Here is a 25,632-nt window from a genome sequence, read left to right as displayed (position 1 = left end):
GACCCGCCTTATCCAGCCCTTATCCGCTCATGGACACCATGGTCGTCATGGATGCAGAGATCACGGTTCCGGGACTGTCGGTAGTCGTGCCGGTCTTCAACGAGCAGGACGTGCTGCCGCTGTTCGCCCGGCGGCTGCGGCCCGTGCTCGACGGCCTCGGCGTGTCGTACGAGGTGCTGGCGGTCGACGACGGCAGCGCGGACGCCACCCCGGCCGTGCTGGCGCGGATGCGTCTCGACTGGCCGCAGCTGCGGGTGGTCCGGCTGCGTCGCAACGCCGGGCACCAGAACGCGCTCACCGCCGGCCTGCACCGCGCCCGCGGCCGTCACGTGGTCAGCATCGACGTCGACCTGCAGGACCCGCCCGAGGTCATCGCCGACATGCTGCGGCTGGCCGAGAGCGAACGCCTCGACATCGTGTACGGCGTGCGGACCGACCGCAGTACCGACAGCCTGTTCAAGCGCGAGACGGCAGGCATCTACTACCGGCTGATCCGCCGCGTGGTCGGCGCCGAGGTGCCGCACAACGCCGGGGACTTCCGCCTGCTCAGCCGCACCGCGGTCGACGCCCTGACCGCACTGCCGGAACCGGAGCCGGTCTACCGGCTGCTGGTGCCCTGGCTGGGTCTGCCCAGCGGCGAGGTCCCGTACGCCCGGGAGAAGCGCGCGGCCGGCCGCTCCCAATACCCGCTGGCCAAGATGATCCGGCTGGCCCTCGACAGCGTCACCGGCTTCTCGGCCGCCCCGCTGCGGGTCGCGACCTGGCTCGGCTGCGCCGGCATCGCCCTGTGTCTCGCGATGGCCGCGGCCGTGCTCGGGGCCTACCTCTGGGGCAGCGTGGTGCCCGGCTGGACGTCGATGTTCGTGGCGCTGGTCTTCCTCGGTGCCTTGCAGCTGCTCTGCCTGGGCCTGCTCGGCGAGTACGTGGCCCGCGTCTTCACCTCGGTCCAGGGCCGCCCGCCGTACATCGTCACGTACGACTCCGCGGCGACCGGAACCCGCCGCCCGGCCGGGGTGCCGTCGTGACCGCGGCAGTCGTCACCGAGCCCGACCTGGATCTCCTGGTCGCGGCCGAGGCAGAACCCGAAGTCCGCAATCCGTGGCGATCGGCCAGGCTCGCGGCCCTGGCGGTATGGTCCGCCACCGCCGTCGTCCACCTGCTGGTCGGCGCGTTCGCGTGGCTGACCTACCAGGGCACCGGCCCGGCCCCCGGCCTGTGGTCGGCGTTCCTCGGCTGGAACAACTGGGACGCCCGGCACTACGTAACGATCGCCGAGAGCGGCTACCAGGGCCTCACCGCCGGCTACCCAGCCTTCTTCCCGCTGTATCCGCTGCTGATCCACGTGTTCGACCCGATGCTGCCGGGCGACGGGATGGTCAGCGCCCTCGTGGTGGCCAACGTGGCCGCGTTCGGCGCCCTGGCTGTGCTCTACCGGCTCGCCGACCACGAGTTCGGGCCGCGCGTGGCCCGGCGCGCCGCCTGGTACCTGGCCGTCTTCCCGATGGGATTCTTCCTGTTCATCGGCTACAACGAGTCCCTGTTCCTGCTGCTGATGGTGGGCTCCCTGTACGCCGCGCGCCGTGGGCACTGGTGGCTGGCCGGCACCCTGGGCGCGTTCTCCTCCGCGACCCGCCTGTTCGGCCTGCTGCTGATTCTCCCACTGGCGGTCGAGTACGTACGCCAGGTCGGCTGGAAACCGCGCCGCGACGTGCTGTCCCTGGCCCTGGTGCCCCTGGGAGTGACGGCGTACAGCGCCTACTGCCTCATCGAGCTGGGCAATCCGCTGCAGTTCAGCATCGCCCAGGATCAGTGGGGCCGGCAGTACACGTTCCCCGGCGGGGCCTGGCTGACCTCGATCACGCAGATCTTCGGGCACGGGCCGCTGCACAAGTCCACTCTCGGGGCACTCCTGGACGCCGGCACGATACTGATCGCGGTGGTGCTGCTCGTCATGTGCGTCAAGGGCCGTTTCAAGTTCCGGCCAGACCAGCGCTACCTGGTCGTACAAGGCGCGATCACCCTCGTCATGCTGATGTCGACCGAGGTCGGTGGCCGCTCGATGCAGTCGGCCGCGCGCTACGCCATGGAGGCGGTGGCGATCTTCCTGATGCTGGCCCGGCTGGGCGCCCACCAGACGGTCGACCGTGCGGTGCTGGTGATCGGCGCGGGCCTGCACACCCTGCTGCTGGTGGTCTTCATGGCCGGCACCTTCCTGGTGGCCTGACCCGCGACCTCATCGTGCGGGCCGCCGTCGGGGCCGAGACCGAGGTCGACGGCACCCTGAGCGTAGCGCGTCCCGTGGGCCGGGCAAGAACGAGAAGTTGTCACCCTCCATCCGGACCCGGCAGAGGCCCTACGCGGGAGAATGCGGGAAGCGTCAGGGGGCAGGACTCGCCGTAACCGTCGATGGCCGAGCGGGGGTGACACGATGGCGAGCAGGGAGAGACGTGCACTTACCGGCTACGTCACGGCGTACACGGTCTCGATCCTAGGTGACCGCTTCGGCGAGCTGGCGTTGCCACTGGTGTTGCTCGCTGCCACGGGGGATCCGCTCGCAGCTGGTGCGGTGGGCGCGAGCATGCAGGTGCCGTATTTTGTCCTGTCGCTCTGGCTGGGCGAGCAGACGGACCGCCGGTCCCGCCGGGTCCTCATGGTCGGCGCCGATGTCCTGCGCGCGGCCTGCTTCGGTCTCTTCGCGTGGCTGGCCGCAGCCCACGTGGGGAGTTTGGTCCCGTACCTGGTCCTCGGGTTCGTCGTGGGTTGCGGCAATGTCGTCTTCGGACTCGCCGGGTCCGCCTTGCTGCCCGAGATCGTCCGTGGCGACCGGCTGGTCCGCGCCAATGCGCTGGTCGAGGCGGGGGACGCGGTCAGCACGGTGACCGGGCCGGCGCTCGCCGGTGCGGTGATCGCCCGGCTCGGTACGACCCTCGCGCTGGCCGCCGACGCGCTCTCCTTCCTGGTGTCCGGCATCCTGCTGATCTGGTTGCGACTGCCGGCCGGCCGCCCGGCCCGGCAGCGCGATCCAGGCGCGTCGCCGAGCCCCACGGGGCGGTTGCGCCGGATGGGCCGTCCGCTGCGCGAGCTCGTACGGGATCCGACCCAGCGAGCCATCCAAGTGGCGCTGATCGTGCTCAGTGCGCACGGGGCGGGAGTGGTGCTGGCCATCATCGTGTATGCCCGGTCCGAACTCGGCCTCTCCACAGAAGGATCAGCGGGGGTGTGATGCGGACGGCAGTGGTGGTGGGCGGTGGCATCGGCGGGCTGAGCGCGGCCGTCGGATTGATCCGGACCGGCTGGGAGGTGACGGTGCTCGAGCGGGCCCCGGTCTTCCGGCCCGTCGGGGCAGGCCTCATCCATCGGGCCGCGCTGCACGACATCCTGCTCGGCGCCCTGCCCGGGGGCACCGTGCGGACCGGCTCGCGCGTCACCGCCGTCACCGCCGACGGCGACGTCACCCACGACGGGCCGGACGGGCCTGTGCATCTGCACGCCGACCTCGTGGTGGCGGCGGACGGCATCCACAGCCCGGTCCGGCGGGCGCTGTGGCCCCGGATCGCCGCGCCGATCCACGTCGGCGTCCGGGCCTGGCGGGGTGTGACGCCGGTCTGGGAGGGTGACCTCGCCGTCGCGATCAGCTGGGGCCGGGGCGCGGAGTTCGGCATCGTGCCCCTTGTCGACGGCCGTGTCTCGTGGTTCGCGGCGGTCAACGCTCCGCCCAGCGATCGCAAGACCCCCGTGCCGCAGTGGTTCCACCGGTGGCACGACCCGATCCCCGCCCTCATCGCCGCCACCGGCACCGTCCTGTGCGACGACCTGGCCTGCCTCGACGAGCCCCTGCCGACCTATGTCCGCGGCCGGGTGGCCCTGCTCGGCGACGCCGCCCACGCCATGACCCCGAACCTCGGTCAGGGCGCCAACCAGGCCTTGGAGGACGCCGTCGTGCTGAGCGCCGTCGCCGGCGATGCGCAAGGTCTCGCCGACTACGACGTGAGCCGCCGCCCCCGCAGCCAGCAGGTCGGCCGGGCCTCGCGGCTGATCGGGCGCCTCGGCCAGCAACTCGACAATCCTGTCGCCGTCGCGGCACGCGATGTCCTCATGCGACTCACTCCGCCCCGGCTGGCACTGCGGTCGATGGCCCGCTTTGCCGACTGGCGCCCGCCCGCACTTTCCTCACGGGAATAGGGCGGCCGGAAAGGCGCGGCTCCCTCGCATGATGCGCGGCCTGACAAAGACACGAAACCGGCCAGGCCTGTCGCACACGGTGTGCGATTGTGGCTGCGTCGGCCGCCTTGCCCCCGAGTGGCCCCCAAGGCAGATGACAGCCGCCGGGACCCTAACTCCGGGGCGGGGTTTTCGCCACGATCAATTCACTCGTTCTGATGATGCGCACGAGTATCGAGGCCAACCTATTCACCATTTCGATGGCGTCGGCAATTCCGGTCTTGGTGGTATCTGCGGCGCGCATTACAGTGATTGCCTTCTGCACCGGCCGATCATTGCCGCATCGCCGAGAACAAGGGTGCTCATGATCTCCATTTCCTCCCTCATCGCCGTGGTGGCGGTGCTGGGCGCGGTCCTGTTCGCCGTCTGGGCGGGCCGGCGCGCTCGCTCCCGGACGGGCGCGTCGCCGGGCCCGGCCGCCGAGCCGCCACGGCCGGGCGGCGAGCCGATACGGCCGCGCGACGAGAAGCCGGGCACGGAAAGGCCGATCGCCGAGTCGGCGGTCGCGCTGGCCGAGACACGGGCCGAGCTGGCCGACGCCCGCGCCGAGATCGGCGAGCTCACCGAGCGGCTGCGGCAGGCGCAGGCAGCAGCGCCGGCCCCGGTCGGGCACGTCGAGGGGCGGCACGTCGAGGTCTTCGTCAACCTGTCCCGGCGGCTGCAGTCCCTGGTGCACCGGGAGATCAACCTGCTCGACGCGCTGGAGAACGAGGTCGAGGACCCCGACCTGCTCAAGGGGCTCTTCCAGGTCGACCATCTGGCGACTCGCATCCGCCGCCACGCCGAGAATCTGGCCGTACTCGGCGGGTCGGTGTCGCGGCGGCAGTGGAGCCGGCCGATCGCGCTGACCGAGGTGCTGCGGTCCGCAGTCGCCGAGGTCGAGCACTACTCGCGGGTCAAGCTGGTGCCGCCGATCGACGGCACGCTGCCCGGGCACGCGGTGGCCAGCGTCATCCACCTGATCGCCGAGCTGATCGAGAACGCGACGATGTTCGCCCCGCCGCACACCCAGGTGCTGCTGCGCGCCCAGCGGGTCACCTCCGGAGTGGCCGTCGAGGTCGAGGACCGCGGGCTGGGCCTGCAGCGCGCCGATCTGGACCGGGTCAACCAGCTGCTGGTCAACCCCGACGACACCGACCTGGACAACCTGCTGCGCGACGGGCGGATCGGGCTCTACGTGGTCTCGATGATCGCCCGGCAGCACGGCATCGTGGTGCAGCTGCAGACCAACATCTACGGCGGCACGCAGGCCGTGGTCATCCTGCCGCCGCAGCTGATCGGCCCGGCAGCCGAGGCCACGGTCGAGTCCGCGGCGGAGGCACCGGTGGCGGCCAGGCCGGAGGAGTCGCACCGGCGGAGCCTGACCGAGCCGACGCAGCAGCTGCAGGTGACGCCCCGGCCCCCGCTCGAGAAGCGCATTCCCGCGGCCGACATCACGCAGGTGACGGTGCTCCCGCCCGCGCGCCCACCGCTGCCACGCCGGCACCGGCAGACGCACATGGCCCCGCAACTGCAGCTCGGCCCGGCGCGTCCGGCGACGGAACCGGACGGCGAGCACCGGCCGGGGCTGATGGCGTCGTTCATGAGCGGCGTCTCGCAGGGCGAGGCCGAGACGCCCGGACCCGACAGTCACCGCTGAGCACCGGCCCCGACACCAGAACCAGAAAGGCCGACCCCCATGTCGCGCACCGAACCCGTACGTACGTCTCAGGACCTGGTCTGGTTGTTGTCCGGCCTGATCGACCGTGTCCCGGACACGAGAAGCGCATTGCTGCTGTCCTCCGACGGGCTGTGCAAGGCCGCCCACGGGCTCGACGACGACGGCGCGGATCACCTGGCCGCGGTCGCCTCGGGGCTGTTCTCGCTGGCCCGCAGCGCCGGCACGCGGTTCGGCGGCAGTGACGGCGTCCGGCAGGTGGTGGCGGAGCTGGACGAGTCGCTGCTGTTCGTCTCGGCGGCCGGGTCCGGCGCGGTGCTGGCGGTGGTGGCGGGCAAGGCGGCCGACCCGGGCGTGCTCGGCTACGAGATGGCGCAGCTGGTCAAGAGCGTACGGCCGTACCTGTCGACACCGGCGCGCAACGAGCCCGAGTTCCTGAGCGTCCGTGGCCGGTGAGCGTCCTGGACACCGACGACGAGCACTGGTTCGACGACGACGCCGGGCGGCTCATCCGGCCCTACACGGTCAGCGACGGCCGGACCGAGCCGACCACCCGGATGGAGCTGCTGTCTATGGTGATCGCCACCGGTCGCCGGCCGCCCGGTCAGCTCGGCACCGAGCACGCCCAGGTGCTCGGGCTGTGCGGCAGCGTCACCACGGTCGCCGAGGTCGCGGCGCGGCTGCGGCTCCCCGCGGTCGTCGCCAAGATTCTGCTTTCCGATCTGGTGGACTGGGGCGCGGTGGACACCCGCGCTCCCGACCCGATGGCTGATTGCACCAACCTGACGGTACTGGAGACCATCCTCAATGCTCTCGAACGACGGATCTGACGGGTTCCCGTCCGCGCTCAAGCTGCTGATCGCGGGCGGCTTCGGCGTGGGCAAGACGACCTTCGTCGGCGCGGTCAGCGAGATCGAGCCGCTGCACACCGAGGAGCTGCTGACCACGGCGAGCGTGGGCACGGACCGGCTGACCGGGGTCGAGGGCAAGGTGACGACCACCGTCGCGATGGACTTCGGCCGGATCACCATCAGCGGCAAGCACGTGCTCTATCTGTTCGGCACGCCCGGGCAGGAGCGCTTCTGGTTCATGTGGGACGAGTTGTCGCACGGTGCCATGGGGGCGGTCGTGCTGGCCGATACCCGCCGGCTGGAGGACTGCTTCCCGGCTGTCGACTTCTTCGAGTCGCGGGGCATCGGCTTCCTGGTCGCGGTCAACGAGTTCGACCGGGCGTGCCGGTACGAGCCGGAGGACGTACGCAGCGCTCTCGACCTGAAGCCGGACACGCCCGTCGTGCTGTGCGACGCGCGTGAGGAGCGGTCCGCCACCGGCGTCCTGATCAACCTGATGCAGCATCTGCTGACCCAGCAAGCCCGCCGATGACCGATCGGAGCCCCGGCATGATCTATGACCTGTCCGGCCACCATCCCCTCACCCCGGCGGACCCGGAGGTCCCGGCCCGCCTGCGCCGCCTGAGCGAGCTCGGCCTGGGCCACGACGCCGACGAGCAGCTCGACGAGTTCGCGCGCCGGGCCGGCGACATCACCCGGGCGCCGCTGGCGATGGTCAACTTCATCCGCGACGACCGGCAGTACCTGGGCGGCCTGTTCACTGGGGCCACGATTCCGCCCGCCCTGCGCGCCGGGCTGGCGGGGCGTACGTTCTCCCGCGAGCACGGCTACTGCCCGCACGTCGTGGTCCGGCGCAAGGCCTTGGTGCTCGACGACGTCTGCGACTATCCGCGCTTCGCCGGCAACCCGGTGGTGGACGAGATCGGCATCCGGTCCTACCTGGGTGCGCCCTTGATCGACCGTACGGGCGTCGCGCTGGGCACGGTCTGCGTGGTCGACGTCGAGCCGCGCCCGTGGGGCCGCCCCGGGCTGGAGACGATCAAGGCGCTCGCGGCGGAGCTGGTCGCCCAGATCCATGCCCGGGAGGGCCAGGACTGACCCCGCCAGGAGATCCTTACCGAGAGTGAGTGCTTGACCCCGTTGAGGAACCGCAGGCCCCGCTGTAGAGTTCGGTCGGGTCGACGACGACCCCACGCCCGAGCCCTCGGAATTGCCGCGCGCCTCCCCCGCCTCCGGCGCCTCATTCGTTCCGGGGCAGCGCCTGCACGCGACATTTCCGCCCGGCCCCGACCCGCACCGCGCCGCCGGCGGATGTCGCCATCCCCGGAGGAGCGAATGACGGCAACCAGAGCCCTCGGTCAGGACACTGGATACCGCGCGACAACGCAGATGCTGCAATTCCTGCGCTCGTACGCCCAGAATTTCCTCAATTCCCGGCTGATGGACGAACGCCGTTCCCTGCCGCCCGCGATGATCGCCGATTTCGGCGAGGCGGGGCTGCTCGGACTGCAGATACCCCGCGAATTCGGCGGGCAGGACATCTCGCACACCGACATGAACCGGATCTTCACCCAGCTCGGCGCCATCGACGCCAACCTCGCCGTCTTCTGCGCCGTGCACAACACGCTCGGGGTGGCGCCGATCCTGCGCGCCGCGACCGGCGAGGTCAAGGACCGCATCCTGCCGCGCCTGGCCACCGGGCAAGCCCTGACCACCAGCGCGATCAGCGAACCGGGCATCGGCTCGCACGTGCGCGGCATGACCACCGGCGCGACCCGGCACCCGGACGGCTCGTACACGATCAACGGCGCCAAGAAATGGATCTCACTGGGCGGCGACGCGCGCTATGTGAACATTTTCGCCGGGCTGCGCGACGAACACGGCCATCCGCAAGGCATCACCGGCTTTCTTGTGGACAGCCGCACTCCCGGTTTCGGCATCGGGCCGGAGATGCTGACCCTGGGCCTGCGCGCGGTCCCCCAGTACGATCTCACCTTCAACAATCTTCGGGTGCCGCCGGACGCCCTGCTGGGCGCGGAGGGCAACGGCCTGGACACCGCGAAAGCCGCATTCACCGGCGGCCGGGTGGTGCTCGCCGCCATGGCCACCGGCGCGGCCATGCGCTCGCTAGAACTGGCCCAGCGCTTCGCGAAAGGCCGTGCGATCGCCACCGGGTCGCTGGCCGAGAACGGCCGCATCCGCGAGGTCCTGGCCGAGGCCGGGGCCGCCGTGCAAGCGGTGGAGACGCTGACCGCCCGGATCGCGACCTGGCAGGACACCGGCCAGGAAGTGCCCGACGCCTGGTACTTCTGCGCCAAGATCCTCGGCTGCGAGCTGGGCTGGAAGGCCATCGACACGGCCCTGCAGGTGCTGGGCGCCCGCGGCTTCCTCGACACCAACACCGTGGGCCAGCACTTCCGCGACTACCGGCTGTTCCGCATCTTCGAGGGCTCGACCGAGGCGATCACGGTCTACCTGGGCACCACGCTGACCCGGCACCCCGACCGGTTCACCCGGCTCGTGCGCCAGACCCGCCCGGCCGCGCCGGTGCTCGGCCTGATCGACGAGGTCGCCCACATCGGCGCGACCCGCCCCGGCGACGCCGCCGCCCAGCACGTGCACGCGGCCGTGGTCGGCGAGCTGGTGTGCTGGACCCTGCTGACGATCGTGACCAGCGAGGTCGCGCACCGCTCGGCGATGCACGGCTACAGCGCCGCCTGGACCGAGCACCAGCTGCGGCACCGGCTGCGCCGCGCGCAGGGCCCGCACCGCGAGCTGCCCTCGCGGGCCGAGTTCGACGAGCACGTCGCCGGCTACGCCACGGTCATCGGCGATGTCGATCAGCGCCGCTGGCCCGGTGAGGAGTGGCGATCGGACCCGCTTCTGAGGTGAGACACAGGACGCCGACACCTGCGCACGGTGAACCACAGCCGGCCGTAACCGCGCCCAAGACCGTCTCAGCGGCTCCCGAGGGCTTTGTGATCAGTCACCATTATCGATGAGAACGAAGTGTTCCGAAGCCGGATCGCCGTCGGCCGCCGGGCTCAGCTGGGTCATGGACACTTGCCATCGGCCCAGCGCTTCGTCATCCCGGGCCGGCGGCTGTGGCGGCAGGACACGCCCCAGCGACAGGTAGATGATGTCGCCGACATCTGTTCCATAAGTCTGCGCGGCGAAGAATTCCTGCCCTTCCGCCATATCTGCCGCATCGACGGTGAGACGGCCATGCACGTCAGTTCTCGCGAGATGCATCGCGCCCTCGGCGTCTGCCACGGCGCTTTCGAAACCGGCGGCGATGACGGGTTGGACGTCGGCGGCATCGCCGCTCAGACGGCTGATGCGGCCCACCACTCCTTGCCGGGCAGCGACAAGCTGACCCACCTTGATCGATGTTCTCGCATTGTCGGGGACACGGAATGACAAGTGATCGCCGCCGGATGTCCGCACGAGTTCGACCGGTTCTGCGTGCGCTTCACCGAATATCGTGTCCTGGGCATACGACGTCCACCCTCGCCCGGCCGACGAGCCGGTGATGAGGGTGCTGAACGCCGAGGCCAGAGGACTGAGCCGCGCGACGGTGAGCCGGCCGTCGACGAAGGTGCTGGGTTGAGGCGCCGCGGCCGCGGTTTCTCGCACAGCTATGTTGCTGCTCCCGGGTTCGCCGACCGCGACGGCGAGAACCGTGCGGCCGGAGTTGCCGGCACCGGGTGTAGCCGCGAGGCGGGAGCTGACCAGGCTGATGTGGTGGGTGGAGCCGGGTTCGGGGGAAGGCCGATCGGCCCGCAGGACGAGGGTGCCGTCCGTGGATGCTGATCCGCTTGTGCCGGTGATGATCGCCAGCCGAGGTCGCTGGCGACGGTCGAGTCCTTGCAGGATGACAAGCGGGCCGACGGGGCTGCCGGTGTGTACCAGCAGCGGTGTGACCTGTTGATGTGAGCCGGCCGCACCAGTGGCCGGGTCGAGATGCTGGTCCCAGGTTCGCCGGGCCCGGGCGACCAGATCTGTGTCGGTGGCGGCGTTACCCGCAGGCGGCCAGGGCAGGAAAGGACCTCCTGCCGGCGCCACGGGCCACGGTGATGTCTCGTCGAGCGGCGCGGGCTCATGCTCCGGAGCGCAGGAGGCCAGCAGCGCGACAACCAAGGCCAGACCTAGTCGCGTCGCCCTGCCGCATGAGATGCGTCGATCAAGGGGTACAACGTGGGCCACGCCCTCAGATGTCGTCATCGTCGTCATCAAGCTCGGCATTCCACCACAAGCGAAGCAAATACTGCTCCTTCTCCTTGTTGTCATCGAGCAGAGCCCGCGTCGTGGGGTCGTGCAGGTCGGTGGACAGCCATTGCTCGATGACCCGTTGGATGTCGGCGCGCCCCTGACACCAGACCTCCACGGCGTAGCGGCCCGCGCCCGCGGGCGGGTCGATACCGTCAGTGCCGGCGCCCATGTTGTCCCCGACGAGCAAGTACCCGCTCGGTGCGTCGAACTCGAGCGCTGCTGCACGCTCCCAACCAGAGGCGACCGGCGCCGTGGGCGGTGCTGACTCCCATACCTCCACATCGACTCCGACCGGCGTGTGATTCTGGACCGCGTGCACATAGACGCCGTAACCGCTGCTGACCGCGATGTTGTCCTCGAGCTGGTTGATGGCGGTACTGGCACCGGGGTCAGCGTCGGTGTCGATGTCGCGAAGGACGATGACACGGAAGTCCGGGGTGAAGGCGGTTCGGTGCCGGCTGAGTGGTTCTGGCATGCGGCATACCCCTCCATGTGCAGCTGACTCCGCCGCGCCCAGCCGCTGACGGCTGGGCGCGGGCGGGCCTCCAGGCGGCTGCCGCCGGTGCTCAGTCTACGGAACGACAGCGACGAAGAACGGCTCGCTGGGCTGGCCGTGTCTGGCCGTACCTGAGTTCTCGTCGAGAATGCGGTTCTGGCCGTAGAACAAGCCGAGATGGTTGCCGCCGTTCTCGTTCTGCTTGCCGTCGATGGGGCGCGCCGACCCTGACCACTGGAGGTACTTGCCCGCATTGGGGTTCTGCTCAGTGGCTCCGGTCGAGGTCGCCGCACCCTCGTACGTGGTCTTGAAGGGGTACTCGTCGCATTGCTGGTTACCGGCTGGGTACTCTTCGCCCCACACGTCCTTGCAGATAGCGATCGCGCCGTCGGTGTTCTTGGTCTTGAGCGTCTCGCTCATCATGCGGTGCAAGGGCGCGCCAGCCAGGCCCGGCACCTTCTTGTTGGCGAAGCTGGGAAAGGTGCGTTGTGGGTGAAGGAGCGCATCGGAGACGTGTCGTGCTTCGGCGGCGTGGTCACTGCCGGCGCCGGTGTGCAGTTCGAGGGTGGGCACGTAGTCGCTGAAGATTGCGCCGTGAAACCAATGAACAGAGCGTCACCCGGCAGCCATCCCGGAGCGCCTGAACATTGCCCGCGCCGACCACGCCCGCGGCAGCTCCAGGGCTCGGTCAAGATCGCTGGTCACGCACTTGACGTTCCGATCCGCTCGTCGCCTCGTGGCCCTCACCTCGAGGGCACAACGCTTCCGGAAAAAGTCAGCAGCGTGGCAAAGTGAACACGGAAAGTAATCATGGACACGCTTGGACTCCGCCCCGCCGTTGCTGACACGACTGAACGGCTGGGCTTTCATATCGGCAAGCGTCGATGTATGGTGGGAGCGCTCCCAGCCTGCGTCCCTTACTCTGCCCGAGGAGCCGAACATGCGTCGTCGTACGGTCACCGCGCTCGCCGGCCTGCTCCCCCTGATTCTCTCCACGGCGCTGTCGACATCGCCGGCGGCGGCCGACGCGGCCGGCAGCCGCGCGGTGCCGCTCACCGAGCTGACCGTGGTCTCCGAGCAGGTCGCCTCGGGCCTGCGCCGGCCGGTCGCGATTACCGGGCTGCCCGACGGCCGGATGCTCATCGCGGAGAAGGACGGCACCGTCCGCTCCTACCATCCCGACACGGGACTGGCCGCCGACCCGGTGCTCGACCTGACCGCCCGGATCGAGGCGACGGACAACGAACGCGGCCTGCTCGGCATCACCCCGGCGCCGGACTTCACGCGCACCGGCATGCTCTACGTGTCCTACACGAGCAAGCCGGCCGGCGAGCTCACCCTGGCCCGGCTGCCGCTCGGCGCCCCCGACCGGCTGCAGGTGCTGCTCACCCAGCCGCACGCCGACTACGGCAACCACAACGGCGGGCAGGTCGCGTTCGGCCGCGAGGGCTACCTCTACTGGTCGACCGGCGACGGCGGCTACGCCAATGACCCGTACAAGTCGGGTCAGGATCTTGGCACTTTGCTCGGCAAGATCGTGCGCATCGACGTCAGCCGCGCCTGCGGGACCAAGCCCTACTGCGTCCCCGCGAGCAACCCCTTCGTCCGTACGCCCGGAGCCCGCCCGGAGATCTGGGTCTACGGCCTGCGCAACCCGTGGCGCTTCTCCCTCGACCCGGCCGACAACTCCCTGTGGATCGGCGACGTCGGTCAGGGCCTCGTCGAGGAGATCGACCACATCCGCCCGTGGCAGGGTGGCGCCAACCTCGGCTGGTCCTGCCGCGAGGGCAGCCCGGTCTTCGATCCGGAGCAGTGCAAGCCGGGCGTGCGCTACGTCGACCCGGTCTTCGAGTACGAGCACTACATGACCGAGGGCTGCTCGGTGACCGGCGGCGTGGTCTACCGCGGATCGGTGACCCCCGAGGCCCGCGGCACGTACATCGCGAGCGACTACTGCAACACCCTTGCCTACGCCGTACGCCCGACCGCCGCCGGTGGCTACGAGACCGCCACCATCGGCACCTTCCCCACCCAGCCGACCGCCTTCGGCACCGACGTGCACGGCGAGCTGTACGTCCTCAGCGACTACCCGGGCTGGCTCAACAAGGTCCGCTTCGCGCGCGTCCCGGCCGCGGACAACTGACCCGCCCTCACGCGGGCACGCGCGCCGGCGTCTCGTCACGCAACATGGCGGAGAGCCGGTCGGCGGGTACGGGCTTGCTGAACAGGAAGCCCTGCCCGGACCGGCAGCCGAGCTGCCGCAGCGTGTCCCGCTGGGCGGGGGTCTCGATGCCTTCGGCGACGGTACGCAGCCCCAGCGCCCGGGCCAGGTCGACGACCGCTCCGGCCAGGGCGCTGCTGTCGGAGCTGGTGTCGACGTGCTCGACGAAGCTGCGGTCGATCTTGAGTGTGTCGACCGGGAGCCGTTGCAGGTAGCTCAGCGACGAGTAGCCGGTCCCGAAGTCGTCGATGGCCAGGTGGACGCCGAGCCCGCGCAGCGCGGTCAGCATGCCGACGGCGGCGTCGACGTCGTCCATCAGCATGGACTCGGTGATCTCCAGGGTCAGCGACTCCGGGGCGATGCCGGCGTCGCGGATGGCCGCGGTGACGTCGTCGAGCAGGCCGGGGTGCTGGAACTGGCGGGCGGAGAGGTTCACGTTCATCCTCAGGTCCCCGGCGGCCGGGATGCTCCGCTGCCAGTCGGCGAGCTGCCGGCACGCCTGCCGCAGCACCCACTGCCCCAGGGGCACGATCAGGCCACTGATCTCGGCGTGATGGATGAAGTTCCCGGGTCCCAGCAGACCCTCGCGCGGGTGGTTCCAGCGCACCAGCGCCTCGACACCGGTCAGCCGGGCCGTGGCCAGGTCCACCACCGGCTGGTAGTGCACGGTGAACTGCTCATCGAGCAGCGCCTCTTCCAGGTCGGCGCGCTGCTGGGCCTCGTACAGCACGGTGGCGTACATGGACGGGTCGAAGACCGCGCTGCCGTTGCGGCCCGCGCGCTTGACCGCGTACATGGCCAGGTCGGCGTTGCGCAACAGCTCGTCGGCCTGCAGCGACTCCTCGCCGCCGGTGTGGGCGCTGCCGATGCTGGCGGTCAGGTGCAGCTCGCGGCTGCCCAGGCGCACGGGCTCGCGGATGTCGTCGAGCAGGTGCCCGACGAGCGCGCCGGTGTCGACGTCCGATCCCTCGAGCAGCAGGGCGAACTCGTCACCGCCGAGGCGGGCCAGGGTGTCCTGCGGGCGTACGCGCCGGCGGAGCCGATCGGCCAGGACGGTCAGCAGCTCGTCGCCGCCGCTGTGCCCGATGTCGTCGTTGACGTCCTTGAAGTTGTCGAGGTCGATCAGCACCAGCGTGACCGGTGGCCCGGACCGGCCGGCGACGGCCTGCCGCAGGCGCTCGCGGAACCGGGCCCGGTTGGCCAGCCCGGTCAGCGAGTCGGTGAAGGCTTAATGGCTCAGCTGCTGCTCCAGCGCCCGGCGGGTGCCGATGTCACGCAGGCTCACGATGACGGCCTGCACGTCGGGGTCGCCCAGGCGGTTGGTGGCGATGGCGTCGACGAACAGGACCGAGCCGCCGGCCCGGCGCAGGCGCATCTCCGTGCGGGCGGTCTCGGTGGCGGGCGCCGACCACACCTCCCGGATCCAGCCCTGGACGCGGACCAGATCGTCGGGGTGCACCAGCGTGCTGACCAGGTCGCCGGTGAGCCGGCCGGGGTCACGGCCCAGGACGGCGGAGACCGACGGGCTCGCGTAGCGGATCCGCCCCTCCCCGGCCAGCGCCACGACCAGGTCCGACGAGTGCTCCAGCAGGGCCTCGACGCGCCGCTCGGCCGACCGCCGCCGGGCGTCGAGGCGCCCGCGGCTGTGCGCGATGATCGCGTTGACGGCCACCACGCTGGCCATGATCAGCATCATGCCCAGCACCGCGACCGGCTGGAACGACGACTCGAACGGCTGCAGGGCCAGGAACCCGGCGAGGGCCAGGGCACCCAGCCCGATCACCACGGCCGGGGTGAACAGCGCCGTGGCCAGCACCAGGATCAGCGTCGCGCCGGGCAGGTACAGCAGCATGCCGTCGACGTCGCTGCGGGCGAACAGGTACAGCACCCGGCAGCTCGGCGACCCACCACAGCACCAGCAGCCGCCGGGTCCGGGCGTGCCGGACGTAGCGGTTCCACGGCAGCCACACGGTCGCCGCCTGCAGCAGCACGGCCGTCAGCAGCGGCGCCAGCAACCATTGATCCGTGGCCGCCCAGTCGAAAAAGACCCGGACGGCTCCGAGCAAGGTGATGCCTGCCGCGATGAGCGCACCGACGCGCATCTGACGCGCCCAGTACTCCGCCTCATGATCATCGAATCTCGGCTGCACCACGGTCCCGAAGATCGGCGGCCACGCGCGCTTCCGGAGAACTACGCGGCGCCGACGTGGCAGCCAGGCCCGAGGGGGTCAGAGGCCCGCGTCGGTGGAGCCGCGGACGACGACGCGGCACGGCAGGCGTTCCTCGCCGGCGGTGGGGCGGCCGTCCATCGCCGCGAAGAGGCGTTCGGCGGCGAGGCGGCCCAGGGCTTCCAGGCCCATGTCGACGGTGGTCAGTGGCGGGCGGGAGTCGGCCGAGAGGACTTCCCAGTTGTCGAAGCCGGTGACGGCGATCTGCTGGGGGACCTTGACGCCGCGCTCGCGCAGCACCTCCAGGGCGCCGCGGGCCACCTGGTCGCTGCCGCACACCAGGGCGTCGATGTCGGGGTGCTGGTCGAGCAGGGCGTGGGTGGCCGAGCGGCCCCACGCCTCGGTCCAGCTGCCGTAGAACGTCTGCCCGCCGATCAGGGGCAGCCCCGCGCCGGCGAGCGCCTCGGTCACTCCCTGCGCGCGTTCGCGGGCGGCCGCGTAGGCGCTGTCGCCGGACACGTGGGCGATGCGGCTGCGGCCGGTCGCCACCAGGTGGTCCACGATCTGCCGGCCGCCGGCGACGTTGTCGGGCACCAGCGACGCGTCGCGGGGGTCGGCCGACGGGGCGTACGCGTAGACGACCGGGATCGGCAGCTCCTGGCCCAGCGACGGGCGCGGGTCGGTGCTGCTGCCCACCACGATGAGCCCGTCGACCCGGCGCCCGAGCAGCGCCCGCAGGTGGTACTGCTCGCGGATGGCATCGCCGCGGGCGTCGCAGAGCAGCACCGACATCTTGCCGGTGCCGAACGCGTCCTCGGCGCCCATGAGGATCGGCAGGCTGAAGCGGCCCTCGAGGTCGTTGGTGAGCAGCCCGACCGTGCCGGTCTGCCCGACGAGCAGGCTGCGGGCGAGCGTGTTCGGGGTGAACGAGATGCGCTCCGCCACGTCGATGACGCGCTGCCGGGTCTCCGGGTGGACCTCACTGCGCCCGTTGAGCGCCTTCGATGCCGTGGCCACGGAGACTCCGGCGAGCCGGGCCACGTCCTTGAGCGTCGGTCCCCGGTGCCGGTCGGGGGCACGTACGACCTCGGTCATCCCCGCCCCTCCCTTCAAGATCACCGATTCGGGCCGTCCGCATCGTAGCCCTTGACGGGCCCTCGGCAAGATTGTTAACTTCGCCGAAACCGTTTTCGGAGCGTTTCGGCGACCGGGCATCAAGCTAGCACGACCTCCGCTTCTGTCGAGGTAGGAGTGCATCCAAGGATGGGAATTCGCGTGCACATCGTTTTCGAGCAAGGGGCCGGCGGGCACGTGCCGTCGCTCGGCCCGACCGGCGCCGGGCCGCGCCTGACGCTCGCCACGCCGATCCGGTGCGCCCGGCTGCGCGGGGGCGTCGACGAGTTCGCCTACGCCGACGTGACACCGGACGGGCCGGACGCGTGGGTGGCGACGCGCAGCTGGGAGAGCGACGGGCTGAGGATCACCGTCGAGGACCGCTACGAGGCCGGCGACGATGTCGTCCGTCTCGTCCGGCGGCTGCGGGCGAGCGGCGCGGCGGATGCGATCCGCGTCGAGCTCAGCGCCGAGCTGGCCGAGCCCGGCGCGGTCCGCTACTGCGCGCCGGCGATGGTCTACAGCCCCGTGCAGCACGCCGAGCCGGGCACCCAGCTGTTCAACGACGCCCGGTTGGCGTACCCCCTGGTGCTGGTCTGGGCCGCAAGCAGCGCAACGGGCGTCACCTTGCTGCGCACCTCCTTGCCGGGCTATGACGAGGCGCCCGAGCGGGTGGCCGGCGACAGCGACTATCCGCAGCGCACCGACATCGGTGCCGTCGGGTTTGCCGCCGGTGGAGAGCGACCGGCGCTGCTGGCCACCTGGCCCTACCGCGAGGGCGACCGCAGCGCGCTGCTCGACGCCGAGGGCACCCCGGCGGCGGCGTTCCACCCCGTCGGCCCCGAGGGGCTCGACGTCACCGTCGCCTACGCCCTCACCTGGCGGGCCGCGCCCACGTTCGCCGACGCGGTCGCCGGGGCCTACGCGTACGCCGCGCAGGTCAACCCGCCGCGCCCGGCCGACCTGCCGTTCACTCTGGAGCAGGCCGCCGGGCTGCGCCTGGCCTCGCTGCGGCACACGTACACCGAGTGGGCGCCCGGCGCGGCCGGCTTCCGCATGAACTTCGATCCCGATCGCGGCTACGACGCCGAGGCCAAGGCGTTCGGCGCCTCGTTCACCGAGCACGGCATGACCGGCTCGCACGCCATCCTCGAGTACGGCTTCACCGGCCGGCAGCTCAATGCGGCCGCCATGCTCGCGGAGCACTTCGGCGGCGAGTGGGACGAGCGGGCCGACAAGGTCGCCGACTTCTTCGTCGAGCGGCTGGCGACGCCGTCGGGGTTCCTGCACACCCTCTACTCCATCGACAAGGGCCGCCCGCTGTTCAGCTGCGGCGACCCCGACGGGCCCGTCATGCACTACCTCGGCGCGGCCGAGCAGCCCGGCACCTATCTGCGGATGATGACCGAGGCCGCCGGGGACCTGCTGCTGCACCACCGCCGCGGCCGCTCCCGCCCGGCCTGGCTGGCGACCTGCGTACGCTTCGCCGACTTCCTGCTCGCCGCGCAGGAGCCCGACGGCTCCTGGTACCGCGCCTACAACCCCGACGGCGAGCCGCTGGACGGCGGCTGGCTCGGCGCCGCCGGCGGGGAGGGCAAGGCCAGCACGGCCGTCCCGGTGCCGTACCTGCTCGCCCTGGCCGCCGCACTGCCGCCGGGCGAGCGCGACCGGCTCGTCACCGCCGCCCGGGCCGCCGGCGAGTACGTGCTGCGCGAGCAGGTCGCCCGCGACGACTACCGCGGCGGCACGCTGGACAACCCCAACGTGGTCGACAAGGAGGCCGCCGAGCTGGCCATGGCGGCGCTGCTGGCGCTGCACGACGCCACCGGCGACCCGAAGTGGCTCACCGGCGCCGAGCGGGCCGCCAAGATCGCGGTCACCTGGCATCTGCTGTGGGACGTGCCGCCGCGCGCGGGCACCCGCGTGGCGGCCGCCGGGGTGCGCTCGACCGGCTGGGGCGGCATCAACTCGACCTGGGGCGCCGGCGTCACCGACATCTACTCACTGTTCTTCCTCGACGCCTTCGTCACGATCGGCCGCCGCACCGGCGAGCCGCTCTACGAAACCGTCGCCGACCTGGCCGCGTACGGCTGCCAGCAGATCCTCTCCCACGACGGTGACCGCTTCGGGTTCGCCGACACAGGGATGCAGCCCGAGGGCATCTCCTTCTGCGATCAGGGCGCCGACGCCGGGCTGATCGCCAAGGGCGACACCTGGGGCGGGCTCGGCTGGCCCTACACCGCCGGAACGTACGGCCTGCACCGCTATCTCACCGCGAAAGGGAACGCTCATGTTGTTCACCCGTAAGGCCCTGGCCGCCGTCGCGGTCACCGCCGCGCTCTCGCTCACCGCCTGCGGAGGCTCGATCGCCTCGCAGTCCGGCGGGTCGGGCGGCGACGAGATCACCGTCATGTCCAACTTCACCTCCGACGTCGCCCGCGGCCAGGTCCTCGACCAGCTGATCACCCAGTTCAACGAGCAGAACGGCGGCAAGTACAAGGTGGTGTCCAAGCCCGAGGCGGACTGGCCCACCATGCAGTCGAAGATCAAGTCGATGATCTCGGCCGGCAACACCCCGGACGTCTTCCTCTACAACTACAACCCCAACGACCTGTCGCGCGAGCAGTCCGGCAAGCTCATGGACTGGACGCCCTACCTGAACGCCGACCCGGAGTGGAAGGCCCGCTTCCGGCCGGAGAACCTCACCGCAGTGACGCAGAACGGTCAGGTCACGGGCATCCCCGGCGACCAGGCCCCGGCCCTGGTCTACTACCACAAGGACCTGTTCGCCAAGGCCGGCGTCACCGCCTTCCCGACGACCTGGGCCGAGTTCGACACCGCGGCGCAGAAGCTCAAGGCGGCCGGCATCGCTCCGCTCGCGCTGCAGACCAGCGACGACGCCTGGTACGCCATGAACGCGTTCAGCTACCTGGCGGTCAGCAACGGCGGCGCGGACGTCTACGGGCCCGGCAAGCCGCTCGACTCGCCGGCCATCGTGACGGCCGCCGAGCAGATGAAGAAGCTGTTCGCCGACTCCACCAAGGACGCGGTCGGCTCCAACTACGCGGTCGCCTCGCGCAACTTCCTGTCCGGGCAGGCCGCCATGGTCATCGACGGGCCGTGGCTGATCAGCAGCATCCGCAAGGACGTGAAGAACCCGGACGACGTCGCCGTCGCCGTGCCCCCGGCCACCGGCGACGTGATCACCGACTCGCTCAACGTGTGGGGCGCCGCCCAGCAGTCCGACAAGGGCAAGGCCGACGCGGTTGCCGCGTGGCTCAAGTTCCTCACCTCCAACGAGAGCGCGGCCAAGATGTCGGTGCAGGGCGAATACCCGCTCGCGGTCAAGACCGAGCTCAGCGACGCCGACAAGGCCGCCGCCAACACCCAGATGCAGCAGGTCATCGAGCTGTCCGGCGCCGCGCCGACGTCGGTCGTCCAGATGGCCCGGGAGATCAAGCCGGCCGCCCAGGCCAAGCTCCCGTCGCTGCTCGAAGGACTCGCCCTGGGCAGCACCTCCCCGCAGGAGTTCGCCGAGCAGCTGCAGGCGGCCAACAAGTGACATCGCCCCGGCCCCCGCGGCCCCTGGCGTCGGGCCGGCAGCTCGCTCTCTACCTGCTGCCGGCCGTGGCCCTGGTCGCCCTCTTCCTGGTCTTCCCGCTGATCTTCACGTCCTACATGAGCTTCACCGAGTGGGCGGGACTCGGGCCGGCGCAGTACATCGGGCTCGACAACTTCGTGACGCTCTACCACGACGCCGCGTTCCGGGAAGCCTTCACCAACACCATCTGGTGGGTGCTCATCGGGCTGTTCGTGCACACCCCGCTGTGCGTGCTCGTCGCCCTGGTGCTGCACCGCAAGCCGAAGTTCTGGAAGTGGTTCCGCACCGCGTTCTTCCTGCCGAACGTCATCTCCAGCACCGCGCTGGCCTTCCTCTGGTACTTCGTCTTCCACGTCTCGCTGGGCCTGGTCAACAAGCTGCTCGGCGTCGTGGGACTCGAGTCGTGGCAACGCAACTGGCTCTTCGACCCGAACACCGCGCTGTGGGCGACCATGCTGCCGTTCGTCATCTACATCGGCTTCGGCATGGTGCTCTTCCTGACCCAGATCTCCACCATCCCCGGCGAGCTTTACGAAGCGGCCGAGCTGGACGGCGCCTCGGCCGTCCGGCAGGACTGGTCGATCACCATCCCGCTGATCCGCCGGGCCATCGCCCTGCAGGCGGTCTTCGTGGTCGGTTACGCGCTGCGGATGTTCGAGTACCCGTTCATCATGACCGGCGGCGGGCCGGCCAACCACTCCATGACCCTGTCCCTCTACATCTACCAGCAGATGGTCACCGCCAACCGGTACGGCCTGTCGATGGCCGCCGGGCTCGTCACGCTCGCTCTCGGGGCGGTGCTGATGCTGGGTGTGTTCGCCGTGCTGCGCCGGACGGAGAAGTAGATGCCCCGATCCGTACGCTGGCCCGTGCTCGGCATCTTCTCGGTGCTGACGATCGTGCCGTTCCTGTGGCTGCTGATGTCGTCGCTCAAGACCAGCGAGGAGATCTTCGCCGACCCGTTCGGGCTGCCGGGCAGCTTCTCGCTCGACAACTTCACCGGCGCCTGGGAGGCCCATCCGCTGGGCCGGTTCCTGCTCAACAGCGTCGTCGTGGCGGTCGTCGCCACGGTGCTCATCATCGCCGCGTCACTGCTGGCGGCGTACGCGCTGATGTATCGCTTCCGGATCAGCAAGGCCGTGCTGGCGTTCCTGGTATTCGGACTGCTGCTGCCGGTCAACGCGCTGCTGGTGCCGATCTTCTACGTCATCAACGATCTGGGCCTCTACAACTCGGTGTGGGGCGTCGCGCTGACGTACGCGGGAATCTTCTTCCCCACCGGCTTCCTGATCATCAAGGGCTACATGGACACCACGCCCGAGGAGATCCTCGAGGCGGCCCGGATGGACGGCGCGTCCTTCCACCGGATCTTTCGCTCGGTCGTGGCGCCGCTGACGATGCCCGGCGTCGTCACCGCGGCCATCTTCCTGCTCATCACCACCTGGAACGAGCTGCTCTTCGCCACGGTGCTCACCCAGGACGAGCAGGCCCAGACGGTCCAGGTCGGCGTCCGGTTCTTCCTGACCACCTACGCCGCCAACTACCCCCAGGCCTTCGCCGCCACCGTCATGTCGATCGCGCCCACCATCGTCGTGTACGTGCTGCTGAGCAACCGCGTGATCGGTGGCATGACCGCCGGCAGCCTCAAGTGACAAGGACCCCCCTCATGTCTGGACTTCCGATCGACCCCGCACACGGCGTGCTGCAGCCCGTCGGCGTCCGCGACGTCACCCTCACCGGCGGCTTCTGGGGCGACCGCCAGCGGCTCAACGCCACCGCGATCCTCACCCACGCCGAGGAGTGGATCGAGCGGACCGGCTGGGCCGGCAACTTCGACGCCGCCGCCGAGGGCCGGCTGCCCCGCGACCGGCGCGGCCGCGAGTTCGCCGACTCCGAGATCTACAAGCTGCTCGAGGCGATGTCCTGGGAGGTGGCCCGCAGCGGCGACCAGGACGTCGAGCGGCGGCTGCGCGCGCTGACCGCCCGGGTGGCGGCCGCCCAGGAACCGGACGGCTACCTCAACACCATGTTCGGCCGCCCCGGGCAGGGCGCCCGCTACAGCGACCTGGAGTGGGGCCACGAGCTGTACTGCTTCGGGCATCTCATCCAGGCCGGCGTGGCCCGCGCCCGCACGGCCGGCGCCGACGACCTGCTCGTCCAGGTCGCCCGCCGGGCCGCCGACCACGTGTGCGCCGAGTTCGGCCCGGACGGGCGGGACGGCGTGTGCGGCCACCCCGAGATCGAGACGGCGCTGGCCGAGCTGTTCCGGCTCACCGGCGAGCGCCGCTACCTCGACCAGGCCCGGCTGTTCCTCGAGCGGCGCGGGCACGGCCGGCTCGCCCCGATCGACTTCGGTCCCGCTTACTTCCAGGACGACCAGCCATTTCGTACGGCCGGAGCACTGCGCGGACACGCCGTGCGCGCGCTCTACCTGGCATCCGGGGCCGTCGACGTGGCCGTCGAGACCGACGATCCGGAGCTGCTGGCGGCGGCCGTACGCCAGACCACCCGCGCCCTCGAACGGCGCACCTATCTCACCGGCGGCATGGGCTCGCACCACGAGGGCGAGTCGTTCGGCGAGGACTTCGAGCTGCCGCCGGACCGCGCCTACTCGGAGACCTGCGCCGGGGTCGCCTCGGTCCAGCTCAACCAGCGGCTGCTGCTGGCCACCGGCGAGGCCCGTTACGCCGACGCGGTCGAACGCACGCTCTACAACGTGGTCGCCACCTCCCCCGCCGCCGACGGGCACGCCTTCTTCTACGTCAACACCCTGCACCAGCGCGAACCCGGCCGGGTGCCCGAGCCGGACCGGCCCAGCCCCCGCGCCGCGTCGAGCCTGCGCGCGCCCTGGTTCGACGTGTCCTGCTGCCCCACCAACGTGGCGCGCACCCTGGCGTCGCTCGGCGCCTATGTCGCCACCACCGACGCGGACGGCCTGCAACTGCACCAGTACGCCGCCGGCACCATCACCACCACGCTGCCCGGCGGCGCCCCGGTGTCGGTGCGCGTCAGCACGGTCTATCCCGCCGACGGCCACGTCCGCGTCACCGTCCTCGAAGGACCGCCACGACCCTGGACGCTGCGTCTGCGCGTGCCGCACTGGGCCGGATCCGGGGCCACGGTGGACGGGCAGCCGGTGCCGGCCGGCTACGCGACGGTGACCCGGGCCTTCGCCGCCGGCGACACCGTCGACCTCGAGCTGCCGGTGCGAGCGCGCTGGACCTACGCCGACCCGCGCATCGACGCCGTCCGGGGCACCGCCGCCGTCGAGCGGGGCCCGCTCGTCTACTGCCTGACCGGCGCCGACGTCTCTCCGGCCCGGGTGCACACGCACGCCGCACCGGTCGAGCGCGACGGGCGCGTCCTGGTGCCGGTGTCGATGCGGCCGGCCGCGGACTCGCCGTGGCCCTATGCCGGCGACGCGCCCCGGACGCCGGACGACGAGCCGGAGCTGGTGCCGCTGACGGCGTACCACGCCTGGGGCAACAACGGGCCGTCCACCATGCGGGTGTGGATTCCCGTCAGCGGGTGAAGTGGGACTCGCTGAGGGCGAGCAGCCGCTGCTGAGTGGCTGGGTCGTGGGAGACCGGCGGGGTGGCCGTCTCGGCGTCGCGGTTGAAGTACTTGCCGGTTCCACCGGGTGCGGTGGCGAGGCGTACGGCGGGCTCGGCTCCTTGCGCCGGGGTGAGCAGCGTCCGGCGGATCAGGCCGCGGAAGGGGCGCAGCGGCGGCGGCACCAGGTCGTCGATCAGATCGGTGGAGACGATGCCCGGGTGGACGGCGTTGACGGTCACGCCGTCGGGGGCGAGGTCGCGGGCCAGGGCGTAGCCGGCGGTCACGGTCATGAGCTTCGCCCGGGCGTACGCCTCGAACGGCACGAAGCCGGCGGCCGGGTTGAGCCGGGCGAGGCTGTCGACGCCGGCCAGGTCGAGGGTCGCCGGGCGGGGCCGGCCTGCGACGGTGATCTGGCGGGTGTCGTTGAGGGTGTCGCTCGCGACGTTGACCACCCGCGCCCGGCCGCGCCGCAGCGGGCCTTCGAGCCGCGTCATGAGGCCGAAGGCGGCGAGGTAGTCGAGCGCGACGTGCATCTCGACGCCGTCGGCCGACAGGCGGTGCCGCGCGAAGTGCCCGCCGGCGTTGTTGACGAGGATGTGCACCTGCTCGTAGCGACCGGCGATGATCTCCGCGGCGCGCAGGACGTCGTCGCGGCGGGACAGATCACCGGAGACGACATCGACCTCCGGCCCCAGAATGCCGGCCGCCCGGACCGGGTCACGGGCGACGGTCACAAGGCGGGCGCCGGCCTCGGCCAGCCGGGCGGCGATCTCCCGGCCCATGCCGCCGGTCGCGCCGGTCACCACGGCCACCCGGCCCCGCAGATCCGGGGTCGCCGGGCTCATCGGGTGACCCGTGGGTACGCGTGGGCGAAGCGGGCGGTCTGGGCCTCGTCGATCAGGAAGGCGGCGAGATCGGCGCGGCCGATGGCACTCCACAGGTGGATCGGCAGGTCGGTGCCGGCCGCGTACTTGCCGGTGGCGGCGTGGTCGGACAGCTTCGGCGGGCGCACGATCGTCCAGGTGAGACCGGAGGCGGTGACGATCTGTTCCATCGCCTCCTTGTCGCGCATCCGCTCGCCGACGTTGGCCCACAGTGCCCGGGAGTAGAGCGACTTGTCGTGCGTTTCGAGCGCGCCATGGGCGCTGACCACGATGAGGCGGGCGACACCGGCGGACGTCATCGCTGTCACGGCGGAGCGGATGCCGTCCGTACAGACGGTGGTCGGTCCTTTGCCAACACCGCCGAGGGCGCTGATCACGGCGTCGGCGCCGGGCAGGGCCTGTCGCAGGGCCGAGGAATCCGTGACGTCGGGCCAGATCAGCTCGGTCAGTCCGGCCCGGGGCGCGAAGGTGTCCGGGCGGCGCACGAGCGCCGTGATGTGGTGGCCCCGGGCGAGGGCGGTGAACACGACATGACGACCGGTGGCGCCGGACGCGCCGAGCACCACCAGCTTCTGTGAGACAGATTGTTTCAT

The 25,632-nt window shown here is 70.9% G+C and carries 24 protein-coding genes; 16 read left to right on the top strand and 8 right to left on the bottom strand.

What is annotated here, in order from left to right:
- The first annotated feature begins 47 nt into the window (after positions 1–47).
- The 10 genes from RAN62_RS30955 to RAN62_RS30910 all read left to right on the top strand — a co-directional run bounded on the left by RAN62_RS30955 (position 48) and on the right by RAN62_RS30910 (position 9,621).
- Complete coding sequence (locus tag RAN62_RS30955) at positions 48–1,025, top strand: glycosyltransferase family 2 protein (protein WP_305788351.1); 978 nt, start codon at positions 48–50, stop codon at positions 1,023–1,025.
- Positions 1,022–2,224 (top strand): mannosyltransferase family protein, encoded by a 1,203-nt coding sequence (locus RAN62_RS30950; protein ID WP_305788350.1) that lies wholly within the window; start codon positions 1,022–1,024, stop codon positions 2,222–2,224. Before RAN62_RS30955 ends, RAN62_RS30950 begins: the two co-directional genes overlap by 4 nt.
- Positions 2,225–2,428: 204 nt before the next feature.
- Positions 2,429–3,223 carry an MFS transporter gene (locus RAN62_RS30945; protein WP_305788349.1) on the top strand — a complete coding sequence of 265 codons (795 nt, stop codon included), beginning with the start codon at positions 2,429–2,431 and terminating at the stop codon, positions 3,221–3,223.
- On the top strand, positions 3,223–4,182 hold the full coding sequence (locus RAN62_RS30940; RefSeq protein ID WP_305788348.1) for an FAD-dependent monooxygenase: 960 nt from the start codon (positions 3,223–3,225) through the stop codon (positions 4,180–4,182). Before RAN62_RS30945 ends, RAN62_RS30940 begins: the two co-directional genes overlap by 1 nt.
- 343 nt (positions 4,183–4,525) lie before the next feature.
- Positions 4,526–5,860, top strand: a complete 1,335-nt coding sequence (locus RAN62_RS30935) for an ATP-binding protein (RefSeq protein ID WP_305788347.1) — start codon at positions 4,526–4,528, stop codon at positions 5,858–5,860.
- Positions 5,861–5,899: 39 nt separating this feature from the next.
- Positions 5,900–6,334, top strand: coding sequence for a roadblock/LC7 domain-containing protein (locus RAN62_RS30930; RefSeq protein WP_305788346.1), 435 nt, complete (start codon positions 5,900–5,902; stop codon positions 6,332–6,334).
- A complete protein-coding gene (locus RAN62_RS30925) occupies positions 6,331–6,708 on the top strand; it encodes a DUF742 domain-containing protein (protein WP_305788345.1) in 378 nt (125 codons plus the stop codon). Before RAN62_RS30930 ends, RAN62_RS30925 begins: the two co-directional genes overlap by 4 nt.
- On the top strand, positions 6,686–7,261 hold the full coding sequence (locus RAN62_RS30920) for a GTP-binding protein (RefSeq protein ID WP_305788344.1): 576 nt from the start codon (positions 6,686–6,688) through the stop codon (positions 7,259–7,261). The genes RAN62_RS30925 and RAN62_RS30920 overlap by 23 nt, the downstream gene beginning before the upstream one ends.
- Positions 7,258–7,827, top strand: coding sequence for a GAF domain-containing protein (locus tag RAN62_RS30915; protein WP_305788343.1), 570 nt, complete (start codon positions 7,258–7,260; stop codon positions 7,825–7,827). The genes RAN62_RS30920 and RAN62_RS30915 overlap by 4 nt, the downstream gene beginning before the upstream one ends.
- 237 nt (positions 7,828–8,064) lie before the next feature.
- Complete coding sequence (locus tag RAN62_RS30910; protein ID WP_305788342.1) at positions 8,065–9,621, top strand: acyl-CoA dehydrogenase family protein; 1,557 nt, start codon at positions 8,065–8,067, stop codon at positions 9,619–9,621.
- 90 nt (positions 9,622–9,711) lie between these two features.
- Here the strand turns inward: RAN62_RS30910 and RAN62_RS30905 are convergent, their stop codons facing one another.
- From RAN62_RS30905 to RAN62_RS30895, 3 genes are all read right to left on the bottom strand, one after another.
- The gene (locus tag RAN62_RS30905; protein WP_305788341.1) at positions 9,712–10,869 is read right to left on the bottom strand and encodes a hypothetical protein; all 1,158 of its coding nucleotides are present in this window, start codon (positions 10,867–10,869) and stop codon (positions 9,712–9,714) included.
- A 70-nt stretch (positions 10,870–10,939) separates the two neighbouring features.
- On the bottom strand, positions 10,940–11,476 hold the full coding sequence (locus RAN62_RS30900; RefSeq protein WP_305788340.1) for a hypothetical protein: 537 nt from the start codon (positions 11,474–11,476) through the stop codon (positions 10,940–10,942).
- A 96-nt stretch (positions 11,477–11,572) separates the two neighbouring features.
- Positions 11,573–12,070 carry a hypothetical protein gene (locus RAN62_RS30895; RefSeq protein ID WP_305788339.1) on the bottom strand — a complete coding sequence of 166 codons (498 nt, stop codon included), beginning with the start codon at positions 12,068–12,070 and terminating at the stop codon, positions 11,573–11,575.
- Positions 12,071–12,437: 367 nt separating this feature from the next.
- Here RAN62_RS30895 and RAN62_RS30890 point away from each other — a divergent pair, with 367 nt between their 5' ends.
- A complete protein-coding gene (locus RAN62_RS30890; protein WP_305788338.1) occupies positions 12,438–13,640 on the top strand; it encodes a PQQ-dependent sugar dehydrogenase in 1,203 nt (400 codons plus the stop codon).
- A 7-nt stretch (positions 13,641–13,647) separates the two neighbouring features.
- Here the strand turns inward: RAN62_RS30890 and RAN62_RS30885 are convergent, their stop codons facing one another.
- The 3 genes from RAN62_RS30885 to RAN62_RS30875 form a co-directional block, all read right to left on the bottom strand.
- The gene (locus RAN62_RS30885) at positions 13,648–14,892 is read right to left on the bottom strand and encodes a putative bifunctional diguanylate cyclase/phosphodiesterase (protein ID WP_305788411.1); all 1,245 of its coding nucleotides are present in this window, start codon (positions 14,890–14,892) and stop codon (positions 13,648–13,650) included.
- 54 nt (positions 14,893–14,946) lie between these two features.
- Complete coding sequence (locus RAN62_RS30880) at positions 14,947–15,606, bottom strand: PAS domain-containing protein (RefSeq protein WP_305788337.1); 660 nt, start codon at positions 15,604–15,606, stop codon at positions 14,947–14,949.
- A gap of 340 nt (positions 15,607–15,946) precedes the next feature.
- The gene (locus RAN62_RS30875; protein WP_305788336.1) at positions 15,947–16,981 is read right to left on the bottom strand and encodes a LacI family DNA-binding transcriptional regulator; all 1,035 of its coding nucleotides are present in this window, start codon (positions 16,979–16,981) and stop codon (positions 15,947–15,949) included.
- A 180-nt stretch (positions 16,982–17,161) separates the two neighbouring features.
- Here RAN62_RS30875 and RAN62_RS30870 point away from each other — a divergent pair, with 180 nt between their 5' ends.
- Genes RAN62_RS30870 through RAN62_RS30850 form a run of 5 tightly spaced genes read left to right on the top strand, consistent with a single transcriptional unit; the run spans position 17,162 to position 24,132 of the window.
- Positions 17,162–19,306 carry an AGE family epimerase/isomerase gene (locus RAN62_RS30870; RefSeq protein WP_305788335.1) on the top strand — a complete coding sequence of 715 codons (2,145 nt, stop codon included), beginning with the start codon at positions 17,162–17,164 and terminating at the stop codon, positions 19,304–19,306.
- On the top strand, positions 19,290–20,561 hold the full coding sequence (locus RAN62_RS30865) for an ABC transporter substrate-binding protein (RefSeq protein WP_305788334.1): 1,272 nt from the start codon (positions 19,290–19,292) through the stop codon (positions 20,559–20,561). Before RAN62_RS30870 ends, RAN62_RS30865 begins: the two co-directional genes overlap by 17 nt.
- Positions 20,558–21,445, top strand: a complete 888-nt coding sequence (locus RAN62_RS30860; protein WP_305788333.1) for a carbohydrate ABC transporter permease — start codon at positions 20,558–20,560, stop codon at positions 21,443–21,445. The genes RAN62_RS30865 and RAN62_RS30860 overlap by 4 nt, the downstream gene beginning before the upstream one ends.
- Positions 21,446–22,252, top strand: a complete 807-nt coding sequence (locus tag RAN62_RS30855) for a carbohydrate ABC transporter permease (protein WP_305788332.1) — start codon at positions 21,446–21,448, stop codon at positions 22,250–22,252.
- 14 nt (positions 22,253–22,266) lie between these two features.
- Positions 22,267–24,132 (top strand): glycoside hydrolase family 127 protein, encoded by a 1,866-nt coding sequence (locus RAN62_RS30850; RefSeq protein ID WP_305788331.1) that lies wholly within the window; start codon positions 22,267–22,269, stop codon positions 24,130–24,132.
- On the opposite strand, the gene RAN62_RS30845 is transcribed toward RAN62_RS30850, so the two are convergent.
- Both RAN62_RS30845 and RAN62_RS30840 read right to left on the bottom strand, forming a co-directional pair.
- Complete coding sequence (locus tag RAN62_RS30845; RefSeq protein ID WP_305788330.1) at positions 24,122–25,000, bottom strand: SDR family NAD(P)-dependent oxidoreductase; 879 nt, start codon at positions 24,998–25,000, stop codon at positions 24,122–24,124. The genes RAN62_RS30850 and RAN62_RS30845 overlap by 11 nt on opposite strands.
- Complete coding sequence (locus tag RAN62_RS30840) at positions 24,997–25,632, bottom strand: NAD(P)-dependent oxidoreductase (RefSeq protein WP_305788329.1); 636 nt, start codon at positions 25,630–25,632, stop codon at positions 24,997–24,999. The genes RAN62_RS30845 and RAN62_RS30840 overlap by 4 nt, the downstream gene beginning before the upstream one ends.

The organism is Symbioplanes lichenis (assembly GCF_030709675.1).
GTDB lineage: Bacteria > Actinomycetota > Actinomycetes > Mycobacteriales > Micromonosporaceae > Actinoplanes > Actinoplanes lichenis.
This window is presented reverse-complemented; position numbering and strand designations above follow the sequence as displayed.

Bases quoted from the DNA above. Each gene is read 5' to 3' on its own strand.
- RAN62_RS30875 (WP_305788336.1), bottom strand. From the start codon at position 16,981: ATGACCGAGGTCGTACGTGCCCCCGACCGGCACCGGGGACCGACGCTC.
- RAN62_RS30865 (WP_305788334.1), top strand. From the start codon at position 19,290: ATGTTGTTCACCCGTAAGGCCCTGGCCGCCGTCGCGGTCACCGCCGCG.
- RAN62_RS30915 (WP_305788343.1), top strand. From the start codon at position 7,258: ATGACCGATCGGAGCCCCGGCATGATCTATGACCTGTCCGGCCACCAT.
- RAN62_RS30940 (WP_305788348.1), top strand. From the start codon at position 3,223: ATGCGGACGGCAGTGGTGGTGGGCGGTGGCATCGGCGGGCTGAGCGCG.
- RAN62_RS30850 (WP_305788331.1), top strand. From the start codon at position 22,267: ATGTCTGGACTTCCGATCGACCCCGCACACGGCGTGCTGCAGCCCGTC.
- RAN62_RS30930 (WP_305788346.1), top strand. From the start codon at position 5,900: ATGTCGCGCACCGAACCCGTACGTACGTCTCAGGACCTGGTCTGGTTG.
- RAN62_RS30945 (WP_305788349.1), top strand. From the start codon at position 2,429: ATGGCGAGCAGGGAGAGACGTGCACTTACCGGCTACGTCACGGCGTAC.
- RAN62_RS30955 (WP_305788351.1), top strand. From the start codon at position 48: ATGGATGCAGAGATCACGGTTCCGGGACTGTCGGTAGTCGTGCCGGTC.
- RAN62_RS30840 (WP_305788329.1), bottom strand. From the start codon at position 25,632: ATGAAACAATCTGTCTCACAGAAGCTGGTGGTGCTCGGCGCGTCCGGC.
- RAN62_RS30920 (WP_305788344.1), top strand. From the start codon at position 6,686: ATGCTCTCGAACGACGGATCTGACGGGTTCCCGTCCGCGCTCAAGCTG.
- RAN62_RS30845 (WP_305788330.1), bottom strand. From the start codon at position 25,000: ATGAGCCCGGCGACCCCGGATCTGCGGGGCCGGGTGGCCGTGGTGACC.
- RAN62_RS30900 (WP_305788340.1), bottom strand. From the start codon at position 11,476: ATGCCAGAACCACTCAGCCGGCACCGAACCGCCTTCACCCCGGACTTC.
- RAN62_RS30855 (WP_305788332.1), top strand. From the start codon at position 21,446: ATGCCCCGATCCGTACGCTGGCCCGTGCTCGGCATCTTCTCGGTGCTG.
- RAN62_RS30910 (WP_305788342.1), top strand. From the start codon at position 8,065: ATGACGGCAACCAGAGCCCTCGGTCAGGACACTGGATACCGCGCGACA.
- RAN62_RS30935 (WP_305788347.1), top strand. From the start codon at position 4,526: ATGATCTCCATTTCCTCCCTCATCGCCGTGGTGGCGGTGCTGGGCGCG.
- RAN62_RS30890 (WP_305788338.1), top strand. From the start codon at position 12,438: ATGCGTCGTCGTACGGTCACCGCGCTCGCCGGCCTGCTCCCCCTGATT.